Below are 18,866 nucleotides of genomic sequence, written 5' to 3' on the forward strand. Positions count from 1 at the left end.
CAGATGTTCACAGATAATTCATCGGTGTTTATTTGTGGTTAATTTTTCGCTAATTCTGATTTTTGCTAGAAGTCTAATGTGCAGTACAAAAAACCAGCAATGATGAAATAAATAGACTTAGATTAGTATGCCTGGGTTAAGTTTAAGCGCCAACACCTTCTGTAGCACCGCCGGCTGAAATCCAAGCTGCAAGGCCACCTTTGATTTCAGCTACTTCAACAAACCCTGCCCCTCTCAGAATTTGTGCAGCCTGGGTTGTATGCTCATCAGTGTCGCCATAAATATAGATATGGCGTTCTTTATGTAGGGCAGATTTGGCTTTAGATGCCAAATCGTCTAATGGAATGGGTATTGCTCCACTGATCCGACCGTGATTGTAGGTGTGGCGATCGCGCACATCAACAATTGTAAAACCTGGTTGACCCCATTGCAAACGGGTCTTTAAATCATGGACATCAGCAACTAAATTATTACTCATAAGCTTTTCCTGCTTATTACCTCACAAGCAATTTATCAAAAATCGCCTTTTAATTGAGTTTTCAGTGTAATAAGTTAATAATTTGCAACTAGCTAGTTGAAAATAATCTCTCATCTCTCCCTACTTCCCTTACGCCCAGAAGCTATAAACTATAATTTATGGCATCTACTATTCAAGCTCTACCAACAGAAGTCGTATATCTTATTACAGCTGGTGAGGTAATCGACTCTTTAGCCTCTGTGGTGCGGGAATTGGTAGAAAATTCCCTAGACGCAGGTGCAACGCGAATTGTGGTTTCTTTATGGCCGCAGCAATGGCGAATTCGTGTGGCAGATAATGGTTGTGGAATGAACCTGGATGATTTGGAACAAGCAGCCACAGCCCACAGCACCAGTAAAATTCGCTCTAGTGCTGATTTATGGAAAATTAACAGTTTAGGGTTTCGTGGTGAGGCGTTACACAGCTTAACAACTCTGGCAGATTTGGAAATTTTGAGCCGTCCTGTGGGTGGAAAATTAGGATGGCGGATTAGCTATGGCGATGGTGGGAAAGTTGTGCAAGTTGAAGTAACTGCGATCGCACCTGGTACAGTGGTGACAGTTTCCAATCTTTTCGGTAATTGCTCATCACGTCGTCAGGGATTGCCCACAACAGCACAGCAAATGAAAGCTGTGCAAGCCACAATTCACCAAATCGCTCTGTGTCATCCCCACGTCACCTGGCAGATTTGGCAAAATGACCGTCAATGGTTCACCATCTCTCCAGCTGCAACAACTGGGCAATTGCTACCGCAGATTTTACCCCAAGTGCGACAAGGTGATTTGCAAGAAATAAAACTCGAAATACCCAACCCATTAAACTCAGAACTCCTAACTCCTAACTCCTCACTCCCCACTCAGCACTCAGCACTCAGCACTCAGCACTCAGCACTAAATTTAGTGGTAGGATTACCCGATCGCTGTCATCGTCATCGTCCAGATTGGGTACGTGTAGCCATTAACGGACGGATGGTTAAGACACCGGAACTAGAGCAAACGATATTATCAGCATTTCACAGAACATTACCACGCGATCGCTATCCAATTTGTTTCCTACATCTTGCCATTTCCCCCGATCAAATTAACTGGAATCGCAATCCAGCAAAAACAGAAATTTACCTCAACGAAATCATTTATTGGCAAGAGCAAATTACCCAAGCAATTAACCAAGCGCTCAGTATCTCTTCTCCCAATCTCAAAGAAGCTGTTCACACAACACGAGTTAGTAAATTACTCAAAGCCGCAGAAGCCAAAGGCGGCTACAATTTCAATCCTCAAAATCCCAAGGAAGATCGCAAAAATCCTAATTCCTTAAAAGCTGTCGCTCAAGTTAGCAACACCTATATTGTGGCGGAACATCCGGGTGGTATGTGGTTAGTAGAACAGCACATTGCCCATGAGCGAGTTTTGTATGAGCAATTATGCGATGATTGGCAACTTGTCCCCGTCGAACCGTCAATCATTCTTTATCAATTGTCGCCAGCGCAAGTATCGCAGCTGCAACGCATCGGTTTAGACATAGAACCCTTTGGCGAGCAACTTTGGGCTGTCCGAAACATACCTGCACCTTTGCAACAGCGAGACGACTGTGCAGAAGCAATTTTAGAACTTAGTTGGGGAGGCGATTTACAAACAGCCCAAGTAGCCGTCGCCTGTCGCAGTGCCATTCGTAATGGTACACCCATGAATCAACAAGAAATGCAGACACTTTTAGATAATTGGCAACGCACTCGCAACCCTCGCACCTGTCCCCACGGACGGCCAATTTATTTATCTTTAGAAGAATCAGCTTTAGCCCGGTTTTTCCGGCGTAATTGGGTAATTGGAAAAAGTCATGGAATTTAATTTTAAATTAAATACAAGTGCATGAAATTTTAATTAACTGTACATTAACCTAACTATTAATAATCTGTTCTACCGCAACAGAAATATCTGGAAATGCTAGCGGTTGAATTGTTCCCGCAGTCAATGTCAATTTTGTTGCGTACTCTCCATCTAAGATTTCTCGAAACACCACTAAGTGTAGCTTTTTAAGATTTACAACCCAATACTCTAAAATACCTGCTTCTGCGTAGATTTTGCTTTTTATCTCTAAATCTTTTTCTAAACTGGAGTTAGCATACTCAATCAACCAAAAAATATTTTCTGGATAGGGATGATGCTCTCGATACTCACGTCCTAAACGTTGGACAATAGCAATATCTGGTTCTGGTTCCGAGTCGTTGAGTAAGGTGATAGGCTTGGCTTCACGAATTTTGGCGCGTTCAGCCAATAACTTTGCTAGATACTCACCAGCTTCATCACTACAATAAGGATGGGGTTCACCTTCGGGTGACATTTCTACAATTTCCCCCTTAAGTAGTTCAACTTTGCGATCGCTCAAAATGCCAGCATCAATCATGCGGTGATATTCGTCAATTGTCCATTTAGCAACAATAAAAGTCATGAGGATTGATTCCTCTCAATAATTCTTGATATTTTACCATCTTAAATGGACTTCAAAGGAAGCCGTTAGCGCCTCTGTGTCCTTGTAGTCAAGATTGAGGCTATACTTAATTGGCAAGAAATTACAATCTAATTTTTATAAAAGCTATTAATTGTTATTGAAGTTTAATACTTATACCTTCGGGTAGAAGGAAAACACTATTGTAATTTCTAAGCTAGTGATTAAGTTTTTTGATGGACGAAATTATGCTGAACATTATTGCTTGGATCATTCTGGGTTTAATTGCTGGAGCTATAGCAAAAGCCATTTATCCTGGTCGTCAAGGTGGTGGAATTGCTTCAACTATGATTTTAGGTATCGTAGGTGCTGTGATCGGAGGATTTTTAGTTACTCTTTTAGAGACAGGGAGATTTCAATTAACTGCTGCAACCCTTAGTATACCAGGTGTAATTGTTGCTGTAATTGGCGCAATAATTGCCATCTTTCTCTGGAACCTATTAGCTAATCGTGCCAGTTATTAGTTGAATGAAATCTCTAGAAAAATCATGGTTAAAAGCAATTTCTTAGGAATTTACCCTTTCAGATTTTACGCAAATACAAAAACTCCACTTCCTTAAGGTTAGTGGAGTAATTAATGTTAAGGCATCAGTAATGAATCATGGTTAGTGTTGCTGCACTGCAAAAACTAAATTATTCTAAAGCTTTTTTAAGTTCATCTTTAATGTTTTCTACAGTGTGACCAACTTGGGCTTCAGCTTGCTTTGCTTGTCCTTCAGCTTTATCTTGTGGATTTCCAGTTATTTCACCCACAACCTCTTGGATTTTTCCTTCAATATTCTTTACGGTAGCTTCTACTCTTTTTTCGGTACTCATGGCTTTTATGTCTAGCTTGTAGTTGATTCAGCTATTACATAAACTAACAGTTATGTATTCTTTTTGACCTCCATCAACCGATAGAAGAATTCGGTCGGTTATGTATCTTAAGATAGATACGGTGAGCTACAGAGTAAGCAAGTAAAAAAATCCGAATTCATAGAAATTTGCACTGTTCACATCCCCGACTTCTCAAATAAGTCGGGGATTTAACTTTTCACAAAGTATTTAGGACTGCTATATACATCTTCATAGAAAATTAGAGAAGTCAAAGCAAATTTTCAATAAAAGGACAGAAAAGGAGTGGCAACAAAACGTCAAAAAGATGTATGGAGGAGTGAGATTAATGACATTATTCGGGGTGCTTGCGGAGGTTTTTTATTTGGCATCCCTTTACTGTACACAATGGAGGTTTGGTGGATTGGATCGCTGGCAAAACCACAACTGATGATGATGGCGATCGCATTTATGTTTATCGTGGTGTACTTGCTCAATCAGATAGAAGGGTTTCGGAAACGCAGATATAGCTGGCTAGCTCCTCAAGCCGCAATGGATACTGTAGAAGCGATCGCGATCGGACTAGCTTGCTCTACCTTTGTGCTGCTACTATTGCGAGAATTGACACTAGAAACTTCCCTAAAAGAATCTTTAGGTAAAATCATCTTTGAAAGTGTACCATTTGCTCTTGGTGTAGCATTAGCCAACCAGTTGTTGGGAGATAGTAGAAACAGCAATGGAGAAGGGCAAAAAGCCGACAGCACAACCAGCAACAAAAAAGATGAGTTAAACGCCACCTTTGCCGATGTGGGCGGAACCCTAATTGGTGCAACCATAATTGCATTTAACATCGCTCCAACAGATGAAATTACTATGCTTGCAGCCGCAGCCTCGCCACCTTGGGAGTTAGCAATGATCGCCACATCTTTACTAATTTCTTATGGCATTGTATTTCAAGCAGGCTTTTCTGACCAACAAAAGCGAAGAGAGCAAAAGGGAATTTTCCAACGACCATCGAGCGAAACTATTATGTCTTACCTAGTGTCACTCCTAGCAAGCGCTTTTATGCTGTGGTTCTTTCAAAAGTTAACTTTTAGCGATCCTTGGACAATGTGGTTAGATCACACCTTGATGTTGGGCTTACCTGCAACTATTGGCGGTGCAGCCGGCAGGTTAGCAATATGACTCAAACAGAACAACCACCAAAGCGCTCAATAGCTGAGTGGATAACATTCAGCGTCGCCTCATTTATCCTAGCAATCATTGTGAGTTTAGTAGGTTACACTTGGCTGAACGAAAAGAATCAACCTCCCATTCTTTCTGTTACCAAAAAAGAAACAATTCGGGAAATTGATGGCCAATTTTATGTTCCTTTTGAAGTTGTGAATAGTGGAGGAGATACAGCTGAGTCAGTTCAGATTATGGCTGAGTTAATGATTGACGGTAAAGTTACAGAAACAGGAGAGCAACAGGTTGATTTTTTATCTAGTGGGGAAAGTGAAGAAGGCGCATTTATATTCACCCAAAACCCGCGTCAAGGTCAGTTAAATTTGCGTGTTGGTAGTTATAAATTGCCATAGAGAAGATAATATCCCCGACTTCTTTGAGAAGTCGGGGATATACGGCTTGCAATTCTTACAAGTCAAATAGAATTGCTATATGACTCATATTTGATTTTTGAAAAACTCAGTATAACTCAAAGAGCCTTCTTTTTAGTTGCCTATTGCCTCTTACCTGCCCACCCTACGCGAACAAAAATCAAAGCAAATTCATATAATTACTAACACGCAGTAGTTTAAGCTTTAACTTTAGCTTTTGACCAAACGCCGTTTTGATCTTCATCATATTGCTGATGAACAGACTCCCAAGCAGCTTGTTCGGCTGTGAACTCGTCATTTTTTTCATTGAAGACAGTATTATAGCGCTCAATGAATGTGCGTTGAGCTTCATCAGAAAGATGAGCGCGAACTTCAGGAGACAAGTCATCTGGACTGTTGCACTGTCCAGGACAAGGGCGAGCAAAGGTTTTTTCGATCGTGTTAATTTCTTCGCCACCAGCACTTTCTAGTAGCAATTGAAATTCGCCAGTGCGATCGCTCGGAACTTCTGCCATCAGTAAGAATTCGCCAGCTTGTAAGCGGGTTTGGTAGATAGTCGCTTTATCTTCTGGCATCCCCAAAGTAGTTAGAACCGACACCAGACCGGCACCTGCACTACCTGCGATCGCTCCACTTGCAGCCCCCAGCAACACTGCACCAATAGGCCCGGCTGCTACGATTGGGCCAACAAAGGGAATAAATAGTACGCCTACACCAGTGAGCAAGCTGAGAAAGGAACCAAACAAGGAACCAAAAACTGCCCCCGTTCTCAAACCTCCCAGAATCACATCCTTTTTACTTATAAAGCCTGCAATTCTAGTTTCTGACTGGAAGTTTCTACCCATGACCGAAATATGGTCTCTAGGTACACCCCTGTCTAGTAAACGTCGAATTACATCATCAATTTGCTTCTGTTCTTTGAATACAGCAGATATAGTACGTTCTGCTTTGTATATTTCTGTCACTTAAGTACTCTCCCTGTATTATTTTGTTTGTGCAATGGATATGGTGAAGAGGTAGATGCAGGCAGATTAATTCTTTTACACCAGTTAGAAGACAATACAGTTCAGTTAAGCATTTCTTTATTCTCTCAGTGCCGCGCCAGTTGCTTCAAGTCGGGGAACCCGCCCAACGCACTGGCTTCTCTGCGTCTCTGTGGTAGCCTGCGGCAAGCCGCTCCGCGTCTACGTAAAAAAATTGACTTTGACAAAGAGTTTTAGCTTTAACTGAACCGTATTGAGTTAGACGCAAGATTGATTCCTGCTTCTAACTGGTTTTACAGACAGCCATCTCAACTCAGACGTTATAAACTACACACCTACAGGAGTCTTAGCCCCAGATGCTGGCTGTCTACCATCTGGATCTAATGCCTCTCCTTCAATAAATGAACGCAGCATCCAAGCTATCTCCTCATGCTGTTCCAACAGTCCAGTTAAAAAGTCAGCAGTTCCTTGATCGTGGAAATCATCACCAGACTGATCTACATGGTCTCTTAAGTTACGAATAACCTGCTCGTGATCATGCACTAAATTAGCTACCATCTTCGTTGCTGTAGGAACATTACCAGCGTGTTCCTTCAGGGTAGCAATCTTAAGAAATCCTTCCATTGTGCCAACTGGATAACCGCCCAAAGCGCGAATCCGCTCTGCCAAGGCATCAATATTTAGAGTCAGCTTTTCGTAGTGTTCTTCCCAAAGCTGGTGCAAAGAGCGGAACTGAGGGCCAACGACATCCCAGTGATACTTTTTGGTTTTCACCAACAGTAGATAGGCATCTGCCAAATCTTTATTTAACAGATTAATTACACCTTGACGCTGTTCTTCTGTCAACCCAATGTTTATCGCACGCATTGTTTTTCCATCCCTAAGCAAACTTATTTACTAACTTCTCAAATTTCAGATACATTCCACATCAACCAAAGGAAACATTATGAGCTTAGATTAGTTACTCAATTCATAATTGTGCCTATGTCTTAATAGGTATTATTTAGCCAATAGTCTAGTAATTAGCGATTTTAAACTCAAAGTATAAGAATATTAAATATAATAGTTAATTCATACTATCTAAACTCAGTTTTCCAACAATGCTCAGGTGAACATAGCTTTATACTTAATTAATTTAATTTACCAGCCTGCTTAACATTAAAAATGTAGTAATGGGTCATTGCTTTTACACAATGACCCATTACTACCCAAAAATTACCAGAACTATTAATTTAGTTACTTACCTGTAACTTTCTCTAACACATTCTTAATATTTTCTTCCACAGAGGTTGCACCCTGTGAATTCTCAGGACGCTTCTGCTTGTCAATATCAGCATCTCCCTGAACCTCGTTGAGTCCTTTGTTGGACTCCTTTTGAACCTTTTTCAATCCTGCTGGTGGTTCTTTAGCAGCTTCATCAGTTTTGCGCTGAATGTCAAGTAGTTGTGTAGTGCCTTCGGTAGGATTACTTTGATAGCTATCGATTGCAAAAGCAGGAAAAGCACTAGATAACAATAGTAAGGCGCAAGTAAAGCCTACAATTAGAAAACGTACTGGACTTAAGATAGATAAAACAGAAGCAATAATCTTCATTTGAAATCCTCGATAACAGCTTTAACAACGCAGAACTTTCACGGATAAAGCAGAGCTTATATTTTTATTTGGCAAATTGAGCAATAATAAAAATAGCAAGCTAAACTTCAATCAGAAAGTTCTTGATCAAAGGAACCTGATAAAGAGATGAAGAAATTATCTTTGTATTTCTGCATCGAATGAATAAGGGATAATAAGCAAATACCACCTTAATTCTGTAGCAAAATTTTTACATTTGATATTGACATTCTTTTCTCAAGGTTCCTTGTTTCTACTTGTACTTTGAAAATGCTAAAGCCTGCATCAATCTCTAGAATGAACTTTTCTATATCTGTGGTTGTAATAAAAATCAGTCTCTAGATATATCGACTTAATATAGTTGTCGCAGATTAATGACTCTGGGATTTGTGTTCAGTTAGCTCGACTTTATCGAATCAATGCACTTTCACAAATATGCACTTTGTAGTATATTTGTAAAGTATAAATTTATATAAATATCCCCTTTTTTATGGGGAAAAATAAATCTTTTCTTTAAACTTGATAAGTCTGCCTTATTACTTCTTCTATTGAACTTACTCGATTGAACATTTCTATTAATTCATGGGATCTTGTTTTTCGCTGCGCCAGTAGTACTTTTAAGGGCATTAAATAATGAACATCGGTGTCATTTCCCAAAGCAACTTCGGCTGCTTGCAAGACTTTTGTCGCATTCTCAAAAATATCCTCGTTGTCAAAACCTTCTTTTGCTGAAATTTGATGTAATGCTGCATCGGGTACAGTTTCTCTACCCAGTAAGGTATTATCTAATACTAAACCTTTCAATAAAGCTAGCAAAGATGCGTAGATTAAAAAATCATCACAACTATCACAAGCTTTAAATTCAATGCGTCCTACTTCAGCCGGAATGCGGGCGATTTTTGTTAGTGAAGGTATACTATTAATCAATTGTTCTTCTTTCTGAACAAAAACTAGGGCTGCTGGCCTTTTCCCAGTTCTGATAAATGTTCGTACCGATAACCCATCCCATAAACCTCCGTTATAAAAAGGGGAGCTATAACTAAAAGGGACGATATAGGGACTATAATAAGTTAACTTTCTGCCGATATCAATCACACTTTCAGTAGACAAATCTGCCACTGAAATATTTAAATCTGGCCCATAAGACACCATGTGAATATTAGCAGTTTGTTCGTCAGGATAAGCCTCTAGCTGTTTGATTTCATAATCATTTAATGGAGGTTGAGGTTCAAAAGCCGAATTGTAGGGATTAAAACTGACCAAAACTGGTGATAAGTCAAAGTTAGCAGCAACTTCACGTAGTAAGTGAAAACTTTCTGATAATTCCGTAATAGCGCCTTGAATATCAGAATGTATAGTTGTTCTAATTTCAATACCTTTAACATGACAGTCTATCACTTCATCGGAATCTGCAAATCTTTCAAATCCCTCAATGTACCATCTCTTCATCTTAATACCCGCATCACCTACGCGCAGTTGAGGATAATCACTGGGATATGTGGGTAACTTTTCAATAATTTGATTAAAATCAGCAAATTTTGTGTGGGAAAAATCAGCAAATTTACCTTCTTTATTTAGGAATGCGACTTCATGCTCAATGCCAAAGAAAAACATTATCTATACCTTTATTGCTTATAGTTAATCTAATCTAACTAATAGATAGATATTTCCAAAAATTAAATATGCTTTCTCTAGAACCCTTGTAGAGAAGTAGCACGAATATTTGAGATACTCCAATCAAATTTACTTTAACTATAAAGATTCTCAATAACAGGATAAATGAATTTTACCCTAAGATCGGCTTTTGCGACTTGAAAACCTCTCTGATTTATTTTTCTGTGCTGCCCAGACTATCTTCCTAGTCGCCGATTAGGGTAGCTTAGTAATGACTGAGGAAAGCTTGAGACGTGAGTTTATGACAAGTACCGTTCAATCCCCCTACAGCAGCGAACAGATTGCCGCTTGGTTGCGTGGACTGCTCACCATTGCTTGGGCAGATGGTAATTTTGATGCCCAAGAACAGGAATTAATTGCCAGCATCACCAAAGATGAATTAGCTCCTAAGATTAAATGCGACTCACTAGAGGTAATTACGCCAGAAGAATTAGCCGCAGTGTTGGGTAAAGGTACACCAGCCGCAGAAAATTTCTTAAGGACAGCAGTGATGGTAGCGATCGCAGATGGTACTTATTCTCCCAGTGAAGATGAGGTTCTGCATCAGTTCTGCCAAGCCTTAGAACAGCCAGAGGAGTTACTAGAAGCCCTTCGCCATACCCTAGAACACCCACAGCAACTTACCCCTGCGATCGCCAGCCCTGGACTTACAAAGCGTCAAATTGATGCACTACACCCTCTGCGTGACTGGCTGGATGGGCTAGATATTCAAGACCCAAGAGTAGCCCGCTTTTTGTGTAAAATGATTCCCTCCCAGTGTCCCTTTGAGCGGGATGTCACCTTATTTGGACGCAAGATTGTCCACATCCCCCCGATGTGTAAAATTAACCCCTTGTATGAGCAACTGGTGGGCTTACGTTTCCGCGCCCTCTCTTATCTAGCAGATAAATGCGGTGAAGATGTTTCACCATATATTTAGTTAGAGTTAGGAGTGAGGAGTAAGGAGTTATAATTTGTAACTCCTCACTCTTCACTTCTCATTATTATTTAAGTATGCAATTTATCGATCAAGCAAAAATTGAAGTTGAAGCTGGTAAGGGCGGCGATGGTATTGTCGCCTTCCGGCGAGAGAAATACGTGCCGACTGGTGGCCCCTCTGGTGGTAATGGAGGGCGAGGCGGTTCGATATTTTTCGTAGCCGACGAAAACCTACAAACCTTGCTGGACTTCAGATATAATCATCGCTTTCAGGCAGAAAAAGGGACTCGTGGTGGGCCAAATAACTGCACAGGGGCAGGAGGAAAGGATTTAATCATCGAAGTTCCCTGCGGTACAACCATTTATGATGCTGAAACTGGCGAACTGCTGGGAGATTTAACTGAGCCTCAGCAGACTTTACTGATTGCCCAAGGTGGTAAAGGCGGACTGGGAAATCAGCATTTCTTGAGCAACCGTAATCGCGCCCCAGAATACGCCCTCCCAGGATTACCGGGGGAAATAAAGCAGCTGCGTCTGGAGTTGAAACTTTTGGCAGAAGTGGGGATTATTGGCTTACCAAATGCAGGAAAATCCACTCTAATTTCATCTTTATCAGCAGCACGTCCAAAAATTGCCGACTATCCCTTTACTACCTTGATCCCAAATTTGGGTGTAGTACGAAAACCGACTGGCGATGGTACTGTTTTCGCCGATATTCCTGGACTAATTGCGGGAGCATCTCATGGGGCTGGGTTGGGGCATGATTTCTTGCGTCATATTGAGCGCACGCGAGTGCTACTTCACTTGATTGATGCCACTAGTGATGATGTGATTAGGGATTACAACACAATTAAAGAAGAATTACAAGCTTATGGACAGGGTTTAGCAGAACGTCCACAAATTTTGGCGCTGAATAAAATTGATGCCGTAGATCGGGAAACTGTCGATTTGGAGGCTTTAGCTACCCAACTTAATCATCTCTCCTACGCCCCGGTTTTTATAATTTCAGCAGTTACTCGCACCGGCTTAGAGCCGATGTTACAAGAAATCTGGGGAATTCTCGACCAAATGAAGGTTCCTGAAGAAGTGGAGGCATTGAGATAATTCGTAATTCGTAATTACTACTTCATTGGCAGGAAAGAGCAAATATAGATGATTGGAAAAACCACATCTGTCGTAGGGGCAATTCACGAATTGCCCCTACAGCGAGGCTCTATTCTCATCAAAGAATGATTAATAAAAATCTAAAACGACGTATTGACGTTGATACACAACATAATTGTTTTGCAACCTTTGTAAATCTAATCGTAATAAAAGCTCTTAAAATTACGAATTACGAATTACGAATTACGAATTATATGCTCAAGGCTTAACTTCTGAAGGGGTTAAAGTAGCATATTGTTCAGAAGAAAGCGTCGCTTCTTTCACATTGATTTTCTTAGTGATAAATTTCTGCTCATAGAATAAGTCAGCAATTTTCTGCTGTCCTGACAAAACTTCTTCGCTAAGGGGTCTTAATGTATAAAGCCTACGTTTCGATACCAGTTCTAGTGTTGGAACATCAATTTTCGCTTCAGGTGAAATTAGTTCAGCTACTTGACGTGGGTTAGCTTCAGCCCATTTGCCAATGTTATTGACTTCTTCTAATATGACTTTAACTACATCAGGATTATCTTTGACGAAATTACGCGAGCCTAACCAGTAGCCTCCTTGGGTAGTAATTCCCTTACCATCCCGGATAATCCGAATCCTAGCAGTTTTCTGAAATAGAGCAAGGTGGGGGTCGCCAATTACAGCTGCATCAACGCTCTTACGCTCAAATGCAGCACGAGTTTCTAATGGTGTGAGATTAATGTGTTTAATATCGCTGAGTTTCAGCCCTGCTTCTTGCAAAACCTTCAAAACGAAATACTGCTGTGCAGTAGCTCTTTGAAAGGCCAATCCTTTACCTTTGAGGTCAGCTATTGTCTTGATTGGAGAATCTTTATCGACTACAACAGCAGTTCCCTCACCAGTTCCAGGTTTGCTACTAGCAACATAAACAAAAGGAACACCCGACGCTTGAGCAAAAATGGGGGGAGTTTCACCGACAAAGCCGAAATCTACACTTCCTACATTCATTGCTTCCAAAAGTTGTGGGCCAGCAGCAAATTTTGACCATTCGACTTTCATGCCCAGTGGGGTTAAACGTTTCTCTAACAGTCCTTTAATCTTGAGTAAGTCTCCAGCTGTCATATAGCCCATGTGTAAGACTTTTGTCTTAGTGCTATTAGAGCTATTGGAGGCGTTAGCGGTTTGCTCTGGTGTATTTTGTGCTTTACAACTGACTAAAGTCATGGATAAACTGAATACTCCTCCTACTAAGAATAGTAGAGAGTAATTGAACAGCTTGAAGTAAGATTTGCGCGATATTTCTACCATAATGGATTAGTAAATATTTAATGTTTTCGTTTTTTAGCTACTGAATTTCTACCGTTTGCACTACTGGCAATTAGCTAGAAATTTAAATGAAATTTTTAGCTGATAAATTTAATTAAGCAGTTTTACCAATGACACACAATCACAAACTACGCTAAATCGACCGATTTAGCGTAGTTTGTTGTTTGTACGGATGCTATCATAGACTTCTGCAAGAATCAAGCAGTAAATAAAGCCATCATTCCATAGAGACGATTTTTTAACTTTGAGCAAAGAAAGAGGACGATTTCTTGATCGAGGTGCCTCTTGTTACAGAGATAGTTGCCACTTACTGGTACAGGAACACGCAGCAATTTTATACTCAATTATGCTATGTACACTTACAGGCGAAAAACCGACAGCCTCATATTTGCTGGATTAGGTAATATCATGTCCGGCTAATTAGTTGTCATTGCGAACGAAGTGTTGATGGAGCATCTCGTAGAGAAGCAATCTTCGAAATGTTGCAATTGCTGTGTTCCAATCACAATGGCATATCCTAAGTGATTAGGAGGACATGATATAAAGCGATCGCAGACTATAACTATAAACTAGCTTCATCTATCATCTATATTCTGATCCGAGATACGGCATTCCTCGGTGAAATTGGCAGCCCAAACTGTACTTTGTAATCCAAGTCAGTGCGGCTAGTTCACGTAGAAATTGATACAAAAGCTTAAAGGCTTTGCTTACTGGTAAAAAAACGGAGTTAGACTAGAATTGCAGGGTAACAATCAGAGGAAAATTATGATGAGCGATCGCGACTATACATTAATCATTGATAAAAGCGGTAGTATGTCCACACCCGACCAAGTGGGCGGTAGAAGTAGATGGGAGATTGCCCAAGAGTCTACACTCGCTTTGGCAAGAAAGGCCGAACAGTTTGACCCCGATGGCATCACAGTTTACTTGTTTTCCGGTAGATTTAAACGCTACGATGATGTCACTTCAGCCAAAGTCGCACAGATATTTCTCGAAAATGACCCTGCTGGGACGACAAACTTAGCTGGTGTGCTTCAAGACGCACTCAATAATTACTTTCAACGTAAAGCAGCGGGTAAAAGCAAGCCAAACGGAGAGACAATTTTAGTCATCACCGATGGTGAACCAGACGATCGCAAAGCTGTATTTGAAGTTATCATTCATGCTACTCGCCAGATGGAGCGTGATGAAGAATTAGGAATTTCGATCATTCAAGTAGGTTCAGATGCCCAAGCAACTAAGTTCCTTAAAGCTTTGGATGACCAGTTGCAAAGTGTCGGCGCTAAATTTGATATTTGCGACACGGTTACTTTAGACGACTTAGAAGAAATGAGTCTTGTAGATGTATTGACGAACGCAATAACTGACTAATGGGTTGATTGCCTATAGTTGAGTAACCGATTTTAAATTTTAGGTTGAAGAAATCAAAACTTAAATCTGGGTTTATAGCGACTATTTTCAACTATGGAAAAATCTCAAATTCCAAATTTATTTCCCAATACCTACTTTTAGGTTAACGGTTAAAATAAAATCCAAAATCTAAAATTGATTGACTCTTAACTGGAGAATTGAATAATGCTAGAAAATCGTGATTACACCTTAATTATTGACAAAAGCGGCAGCATGGCAACCCAAGATCAAAAGGGTGGCAGAAGTAGATGGTTTGCAGCACAGGAATCTACTTTAGCATTAGCTAGCAAGTGTGAGCAATTTGACCCAGATGGTATCACTATTTATTTATTTTCTGGTAAATTCAAGCGATACGAAAACGTTACATCCAGTCTAGTAGGGCAAATTTTCCGAGAAAATGATCCCTCTGGTACAACTGACTTGGCAGGTGTGTTGAAACATGCAACTGACGATTACTTACAACGCAAAGCAGCCGGTCAAACAAAGCCAAATGGTGAAACAATTTTAGTGGTTACTGATGGTGAACCAGACGATCGCAAAGCAGTTATGAAGGTAATTATTGAAGCTTCTCGCCGCATCGATCGAGATGAAGAATTAGCCATTTCCTTCATTCAAGTAGGTACAGATCCCCAAGCTACTCGCTTTCTGAAAGTCTTAGATGATGAACTTCAAAGTGCTGGTGCTAAGTTTGATATCTGTGACACCATTACTATGGAAGATATGGAAGATATGAGTCTATCAGAAGTCTTGCTCAATGCTATTAATGACTAGATATACCATTTATAGGAATTGCAAAAATGGATTCCATTGATAAGCTGTTAGCCGAACTCAAAACTGAATATAAAGAAGTAAAACCACAACAGCAACAGTCCAAATCAGCCACAGCCAAAGCTTTTATTCCACCATTGCCAAAATCGGCATCTTTGATGGATAACATTTTGGCAGAGGTTAAGGCTAATTTTGCAGAAGAGGATGCTGCTATTGAGTTAAAAAAACAACAAGAACTAGAAAAGGAGCGAATTCGCCAAGAACAACTCAAAGCCAAACAATTAGAGGGTTTGAAAATACAGGCAAAAGAATGGTTAGCCAAAGTAGATCCACTTTCGTCGGAAGGACTTTGGTTTGAAAGGTTTGCTGAAAGTTACCCCTCAAAATTAGAGGCAGCGATTGAATATTTAAGAAGCAATGAATAAATGTCTTCAAACAAGAATGTAGAGACGTAAAATATTGTGTCTCTATTGATTTCTAGACATATCTAAATAAACAATTCAAGATTCAAAAATAATCTCCTATCTCAAATTTAAAATGAGCAATTATTATTTATTACCTATGCTCAATATTGATGCTGATTTGTTCTATTTGAGTGTTGAACAGCCCATTCATGCATAGCATAGAGAATTGGTTGCAAAGTTTCTCCTAAATGCGTTAGCGAATATTCTACCTTTGGTGGAATTTGGGGATAAACTTCTCGATGAATAATACCGTCTTGCTCCATTTCTCTAAGTTGCTGAGTCAACATCTTTTGCGTAACTCCAGGTAAAGCTCGTTGTAACTCACCAAACCTTTTTACGCCAGTCATTAATTCTCTAATAATCAAAACTTTCCAGCGCCCGCCAATTACCTTTAGGGTAGTTTCTACTTCACAAGTCAGCCTGAGATTGTTTTCTGCTTCAGCTTTCATAGTCAGTTTTTAAGAAGTACCTTACTTAGATTTGCTGGGTAGTACCGCTAGTTAAAAGTATGGGTACATCTACAACACTCCACAAAATTTAACTGCTCTCTTTGATGAACTAATTTTTTTAACATTAGATACTCAATGATAACTATAATTACGTAGCTATCAACTCAGAATCGATGTCCGACGGCGCACTATCTTGGACTAGCGATCGCGTTTCGCCATTACGCTGGAGGATACCGCCAACCATTGCTAACAAGGCGTTTACTTTCCGGGTTCGCCACATATCTACAAGTTTTTCCACTTTGGTAGCAGGCATCCGTCGCATCATGGCTTCGTAGAGATAAGCAGCATGTCCAGTTTCATCTTGGGCAATACTTAGCATTCCTAACTTCAAGTTACGATCGGTTGGCTCGTTATCAGGTAATACTTTCGCCATTCGCGCAAAGTCTTTACTAGCATCTAACTCAAGAATGTATGTGCTAGCCATAAACACATCCCAGTCAATGACAGCAGGTTTAAGCTGTTCTTGAGTATAACCTTCAAAGAATGCTGCAAAAAAGGGACTACGTTGCTGTTGTGATTTGTTTGTAGATGCAGTTTGGGGTTGACGCTTAAAATCTATAACTTGTTTATTCATCTGCTGTAAGGCGTGGGCAAAGACTTTACCATGCCTAGTCTCATCTGATGCGTGTTTTGCTAGTTTTTCGGCTAGCCATGTATCGCCTTCGGCTGCGGCGCGATCGCTAAGTGCAGATAAAAATGGCACAGAACCAGATTCAGCAAAATAAAATCCCGCAAGGATGTTGGGACGGGTTTTTAAATCACGAATTTGAGCAGCAGAGTAATAGGCAAAAGCACCTGAACCAGCTAAATGCAGAATGTGAGTTAAGAAGTTCATCAGAAATTGCCACTGATAATTAGGAGGTTACAATTCTTATACTAATGTGCATTTTCTATTCGGGTGGGGCAGGGGGTTTTACCTGCTGGAATTTTCAATTGCCTGTGGCAGTATGTCAAGGGTTAACAAATATATCTCATCATTTTGCTAATATCATCCCACAGAGGTAATGCAGGTGAGTTGGGATGGAGAAATTAACTAAACCAGTGCGATTTTGGCTTTGTGCAACTATCATATTTTTGGGTTTGATAGGCTGCGATCGCTTTGTCAATACTTCTGGAGAACCAGTTGAGCGAGTGAGTGATGGCGATACTATAGTAGTTAAAGATAGCAGTGGTAAAAATTTTACCGTGCGCTTTGCTTGTGTAGATGCGCCCGAAATAGCCCATACCAACAAAGAAAAGCAGAGTAAACGCACTAGCGATCGCAATCAATTTATTTGGGGTGTGAAAGCCCAAGAACGTGTGCAACAACTGGTGCAACAAGGAGGCGATCGCGTGACTTTAAATATCACCGATAGCGATCGCTATGGACGCAAAATTGCCGAAGTCCGTTTACAAAATGGCACTTTTGTGCAGCAGATATTGTTAAAAGAAGGATTGGCAAAGGTATATCGTCCTTACTTAAACAAGTGTCCTAGTAAAGACTTAGTTCAACAAGCCGAAGCTGAAGCCAAGGAACAACGTGTTGGGGTTTGGAGTGACACTAAATTTGTTAATCCTTGGGAATATCGCAGCCTATCAAAAAAATAAAACAGGAGTCAGAATTCAGGAGTCAGAATTCAGAAGTGGTGAATACTCTATGCATAAAGTCCCCCTACTCCTCTTTCCAAGTTTGCAGTTGAAAATAAACTAATACCAGCGTCACTGCTAGTAACACCGTTGCTGCTGCTGCTGCATAACCAAAATCAAACTGACCAAAAGCCTCTTGATAAATGTAGTAAACCAGCAAATTAGTCGAATTCAGTGGCCCACCGCCAGTCATGACAAAAACTTGCTCAAAACTCCGCAATGTAAAAATCGCGGTAGTGATGACTGCAAATATCACAGTCGGGCGCAATCCAGGCAGAGTAATATACCAAAATTGTTGCCAAGCATTTGCTCCATCCAAATCTGCTGCTTCATAACGGCTCGGAGGAATTGCTTGCAAACCTGCTAAAAAAACTACCATATTGAAACCGAGTTGTTTCCAAATACTCATTAAAATAATTACTGGCATTGCCCAAAAGGTATCTCCTAGCCAAGGGATGGCTGGAATACCAAAAAAATCTAAAAGTCCGTTAACTGGCCCTGATGTTTGAAACAGCCAGCGAAATCCCAAACCGGCTGCCACAAGTGAAATAATCGAAGGTAAAAAGTATGCACTCCGCATGATGCCCCGCAAGGGAATGGAGCGGTTTAATAGCACTGCCAATCCCAACGAGATAACTAAACTGGGAATAATAGTGGCAACAGTAAAATAAAAGGTGTTACCCAGAACTTGCCAGAAGTCGGGGTTGAGTAGCAAGCGCCAATAGTTTTTTAAGCCTATCCAATAAGTACCTTTTAAGGTGAAACTACCAGCAGTAAAGCTGAGGTAAAACAAATAAGCGATCGGCCAAATGATAAAAACGCCCAGTAAAATTAGTGCTGGTGTGAGAAAAGTCCAGGCAGCTACTGTATCATTATCCAACCATGACTTAGTACTATATATTTTTTTTGACATCTATAATTTTCCTTTTAGCTGTTTATGATCCTCCGCCCTGATTCTACCCTTAGCTTGGTTTCTCCCAGCATTAGCGATGTCTACGACTGGCTACGCCTACGCTTGGGTAAACTCTTGGTTC

General features: G+C 40.4%; 21 protein-coding genes. 10 read left to right on the plus strand and 11 right to left on the minus strand.

Annotated elements, in window-relative coordinates; translation table 11 throughout:
- Positions 1-142 precede the first annotated feature (142 nt).
- Positions 143-478, minus strand: coding sequence for a rhodanese-like domain-containing protein (locus tag GJB62_RS28760; protein WP_114085120.1), 336 nt, complete (start codon positions 476-478; stop codon positions 143-145).
- Between the two features lie 158 nt (positions 479-636).
- Here GJB62_RS28760 and mutL point away from each other — a divergent pair, with 158 nt between their 5' ends.
- Positions 637-2,361, plus strand: coding sequence for a DNA mismatch repair endonuclease MutL (gene mutL / locus GJB62_RS28765; RefSeq protein ID WP_114085119.1), 1,725 nt, complete (start codon positions 637-639; stop codon positions 2,359-2,361).
- Positions 2,362-2,410: 49 nt separating this feature from the next.
- On the opposite strand, the gene GJB62_RS28770 is transcribed toward mutL, so the two are convergent.
- Positions 2,411-2,962 (minus strand): Uma2 family endonuclease, encoded by a 552-nt coding sequence (locus GJB62_RS28770; protein WP_114085118.1) that lies wholly within the window; start codon positions 2,960-2,962, stop codon positions 2,411-2,413.
- Positions 2,963-3,210: 248 nt separating this feature from the next.
- On the opposite strand from GJB62_RS28770, the gene GJB62_RS28775 reads away from it, so the two are divergent.
- On the plus strand, positions 3,211-3,483 hold the full coding sequence (locus GJB62_RS28775; protein WP_114085130.1) for a GlsB/YeaQ/YmgE family stress response membrane protein: 273 nt from the start codon (positions 3,211-3,213) through the stop codon (positions 3,481-3,483).
- A 169-nt stretch (positions 3,484-3,652) separates the two neighbouring features.
- Here GJB62_RS28775 and GJB62_RS28780 read toward each other — a convergent pair whose 3' ends face one another.
- The gene (locus GJB62_RS28780) at positions 3,653-3,835 is read right to left on the minus strand and encodes a CsbD family protein (RefSeq protein WP_012409675.1); all 183 of its coding nucleotides are present in this window, start codon (positions 3,833-3,835) and stop codon (positions 3,653-3,655) included.
- 303 nt (positions 3,836-4,138) lie between these two features.
- Between GJB62_RS28780 and GJB62_RS28785 the strand changes: the two genes are divergently transcribed.
- Positions 4,139-5,017 carry a TIGR02587 family membrane protein gene (locus tag GJB62_RS28785; RefSeq protein WP_114085117.1) on the plus strand — a complete coding sequence of 293 codons (879 nt, stop codon included), beginning with the start codon at positions 4,139-4,141 and terminating at the stop codon, positions 5,015-5,017.
- On the plus strand, positions 5,014-5,412 hold the full coding sequence (locus tag GJB62_RS28790) for a TIGR02588 family protein (protein WP_114085116.1): 399 nt from the start codon (positions 5,014-5,016) through the stop codon (positions 5,410-5,412). The genes GJB62_RS28785 and GJB62_RS28790 overlap by 4 nt, the downstream gene beginning before the upstream one ends.
- 215 nt (positions 5,413-5,627) lie before the next feature.
- Here the strand turns inward: GJB62_RS28790 and GJB62_RS28795 are convergent, their stop codons facing one another.
- The 4 genes from GJB62_RS28795 to GJB62_RS28815 form a co-directional block, all read right to left on the minus strand.
- Positions 5,628-6,395: a ChaB family protein gene (locus GJB62_RS28795; protein ID WP_114085115.1), complete on the minus strand. Its 768-nt coding sequence runs from the start codon at positions 6,393-6,395 to the stop codon at positions 5,628-5,630.
- Positions 6,396-6,740: 345 nt separating this feature from the next.
- Positions 6,741-7,280, minus strand: coding sequence for a Dps family protein (locus tag GJB62_RS28805; protein ID WP_114085114.1), 540 nt, complete (start codon positions 7,278-7,280; stop codon positions 6,741-6,743).
- A gap of 369 nt (positions 7,281-7,649) precedes the next feature.
- Positions 7,650-8,006: a hypothetical protein gene (locus tag GJB62_RS28810; protein WP_114085113.1), complete on the minus strand. Its 357-nt coding sequence runs from the start codon at positions 8,004-8,006 to the stop codon at positions 7,650-7,652.
- A 531-nt stretch (positions 8,007-8,537) separates the two neighbouring features.
- Entirely contained in the window at positions 8,538-9,638 is a 1,101-nt protein-coding gene (locus GJB62_RS28815) for a glutamate--cysteine ligase (protein ID WP_179071301.1), read from the minus strand.
- Between the two features lie 301 nt (positions 9,639-9,939).
- Here GJB62_RS28815 and GJB62_RS28820 point away from each other — a divergent pair, with 301 nt between their 5' ends.
- Both GJB62_RS28820 and obgE read left to right on the plus strand, forming a co-directional pair.
- Positions 9,940-10,617 (plus strand): Mo-dependent nitrogenase C-terminal domain-containing protein, encoded by a 678-nt coding sequence (locus tag GJB62_RS28820; RefSeq protein WP_114085111.1) that lies wholly within the window; start codon positions 9,940-9,942, stop codon positions 10,615-10,617.
- 74 nt (positions 10,618-10,691) lie between these two features.
- Positions 10,692-11,720 (plus strand): GTPase ObgE, encoded by a 1,029-nt coding sequence (obgE, locus tag GJB62_RS28825; RefSeq protein WP_114085110.1) that lies wholly within the window; start codon positions 10,692-10,694, stop codon positions 11,718-11,720.
- A gap of 258 nt (positions 11,721-11,978) precedes the next feature.
- On the opposite strand, the gene GJB62_RS28830 is transcribed toward obgE, so the two are convergent.
- The gene (locus GJB62_RS28830; RefSeq protein WP_245246036.1) at positions 11,979-12,953 is read right to left on the minus strand and encodes an aliphatic sulfonate ABC transporter substrate-binding protein; all 975 of its coding nucleotides are present in this window, start codon (positions 12,951-12,953) and stop codon (positions 11,979-11,981) included.
- A gap of 867 nt (positions 12,954-13,820) precedes the next feature.
- Here GJB62_RS28830 and GJB62_RS28835 point away from each other — a divergent pair.
- From GJB62_RS28835 to GJB62_RS28845, 3 genes are all read left to right on the plus strand, one after another.
- On the plus strand, positions 13,821-14,426 hold the full coding sequence (locus tag GJB62_RS28835; RefSeq protein WP_114085108.1) for a VWA domain-containing protein: 606 nt from the start codon (positions 13,821-13,823) through the stop codon (positions 14,424-14,426).
- Positions 14,427-14,630: 204 nt separating this feature from the next.
- Positions 14,631-15,236: a VWA domain-containing protein gene (locus tag GJB62_RS28840; RefSeq protein WP_114085107.1), complete on the plus strand. Its 606-nt coding sequence runs from the start codon at positions 14,631-14,633 to the stop codon at positions 15,234-15,236.
- 26 nt (positions 15,237-15,262) lie between these two features.
- Positions 15,263-15,658, plus strand: a complete 396-nt coding sequence (locus tag GJB62_RS28845; RefSeq protein WP_114085106.1) for a hypothetical protein — start codon at positions 15,263-15,265, stop codon at positions 15,656-15,658.
- Between the two features lie 140 nt (positions 15,659-15,798).
- Here GJB62_RS28845 and GJB62_RS28850 read toward each other — a convergent pair whose 3' ends face one another.
- Both GJB62_RS28850 and GJB62_RS28855 read right to left on the minus strand, forming a co-directional pair.
- Positions 15,799-16,146, minus strand: a complete 348-nt coding sequence (locus tag GJB62_RS28850; protein ID WP_114085105.1) for a helix-turn-helix domain-containing protein — start codon at positions 16,144-16,146, stop codon at positions 15,799-15,801.
- 148 nt (positions 16,147-16,294) lie between these two features.
- Positions 16,295-17,041 carry a ferritin-like domain-containing protein gene (locus GJB62_RS28855; protein WP_114085104.1) on the minus strand — a complete coding sequence of 249 codons (747 nt, stop codon included), beginning with the start codon at positions 17,039-17,041 and terminating at the stop codon, positions 16,295-16,297.
- Between the two features lie 185 nt (positions 17,042-17,226).
- On the opposite strand from GJB62_RS28855, the gene GJB62_RS28860 reads away from it, so the two are divergent.
- Positions 17,227-17,793, plus strand: a complete 567-nt coding sequence (locus GJB62_RS28860) for a thermonuclease family protein (RefSeq protein ID WP_114085103.1) — start codon at positions 17,227-17,229, stop codon at positions 17,791-17,793.
- Between the two features lie 64 nt (positions 17,794-17,857).
- Here the strand turns inward: GJB62_RS28860 and GJB62_RS28865 are convergent, their stop codons facing one another.
- A complete protein-coding gene (locus GJB62_RS28865) occupies positions 17,858-18,745 on the minus strand; it encodes a sugar ABC transporter permease (protein ID WP_114085102.1) in 888 nt (295 codons plus the stop codon).
- Between the last annotated feature and the right edge of the window lie 121 nt (positions 18,746-18,866).

This window comes from Nostoc sp. ATCC 53789, assembly GCF_009873495.1.
Taxonomy (GTDB): Bacteria; Cyanobacteriota; Cyanobacteriia; order Cyanobacteriales; family Nostocaceae; genus Nostoc; species Nostoc muscorum_A.

What these genes read in the sequence shown, in the direction of transcription:
- GJB62_RS28815 (WP_179071301.1), bottom strand. Translation starts at nt 9,638, where the DNA reads ATGTTTTTCTTTGGCATTGAGCATGAAGTCGCATTCCTAAATAAAGAA.
- GJB62_RS28820 (WP_114085111.1), top strand. Translation starts at nt 9,940, where the DNA reads ATGACAAGTACCGTTCAATCCCCCTACAGCAGCGAACAGATTGCCGCT.
- GJB62_RS28855 (WP_114085104.1), bottom strand. Translation starts at nt 17,041, where the DNA reads ATGAACTTCTTAACTCACATTCTGCATTTAGCTGGTTCAGGTGCTTTT.
- GJB62_RS28860 (WP_114085103.1), top strand. Translation starts at nt 17,227, where the DNA reads ATGGAGAAATTAACTAAACCAGTGCGATTTTGGCTTTGTGCAACTATC.
- GJB62_RS28845 (WP_114085106.1), top strand. Translation starts at nt 15,263, where the DNA reads ATGGATTCCATTGATAAGCTGTTAGCCGAACTCAAAACTGAATATAAA.
- GJB62_RS28830 (WP_245246036.1), bottom strand. Translation starts at nt 12,953, where the DNA reads ATGACTTTAGTCAGTTGTAAAGCACAAAATACACCAGAGCAAACCGCT.
- obgE (WP_114085110.1), top strand. Translation starts at nt 10,692, where the DNA reads ATGCAATTTATCGATCAAGCAAAAATTGAAGTTGAAGCTGGTAAGGGC.
- GJB62_RS28865 (WP_114085102.1), bottom strand. Translation starts at nt 18,745, where the DNA reads ATGTCAAAAAAAATATATAGTACTAAGTCATGGTTGGATAATGATACA.
- GJB62_RS28840 (WP_114085107.1), top strand. Translation starts at nt 14,631, where the DNA reads ATGCTAGAAAATCGTGATTACACCTTAATTATTGACAAAAGCGGCAGC.
- mutL (WP_114085119.1), top strand. Translation starts at nt 637, where the DNA reads ATGGCATCTACTATTCAAGCTCTACCAACAGAAGTCGTATATCTTATT.
- GJB62_RS28835 (WP_114085108.1), top strand. Translation starts at nt 13,821, where the DNA reads ATGATGAGCGATCGCGACTATACATTAATCATTGATAAAAGCGGTAGT.
- GJB62_RS28780 (WP_012409675.1), bottom strand. Translation starts at nt 3,835, where the DNA reads ATGAGTACCGAAAAAAGAGTAGAAGCTACCGTAAAGAATATTGAAGGA.
- GJB62_RS28760 (WP_114085120.1), bottom strand. Translation starts at nt 478, where the DNA reads ATGAGTAATAATTTAGTTGCTGATGTCCATGATTTAAAGACCCGTTTG.
- GJB62_RS28770 (WP_114085118.1), bottom strand. Translation starts at nt 2,962, where the DNA reads ATGACTTTTATTGTTGCTAAATGGACAATTGACGAATATCACCGCATG.
- GJB62_RS28790 (WP_114085116.1), top strand. Translation starts at nt 5,014, where the DNA reads ATGACTCAAACAGAACAACCACCAAAGCGCTCAATAGCTGAGTGGATA.
- GJB62_RS28810 (WP_114085113.1), bottom strand. Translation starts at nt 8,006, where the DNA reads ATGAAGATTATTGCTTCTGTTTTATCTATCTTAAGTCCAGTACGTTTT.
- GJB62_RS28805 (WP_114085114.1), bottom strand. Translation starts at nt 7,280, where the DNA reads ATGCGTGCGATAAACATTGGGTTGACAGAAGAACAGCGTCAAGGTGTA.
- GJB62_RS28850 (WP_114085105.1), bottom strand. Translation starts at nt 16,146, where the DNA reads ATGAAAGCTGAAGCAGAAAACAATCTCAGGCTGACTTGTGAAGTAGAA.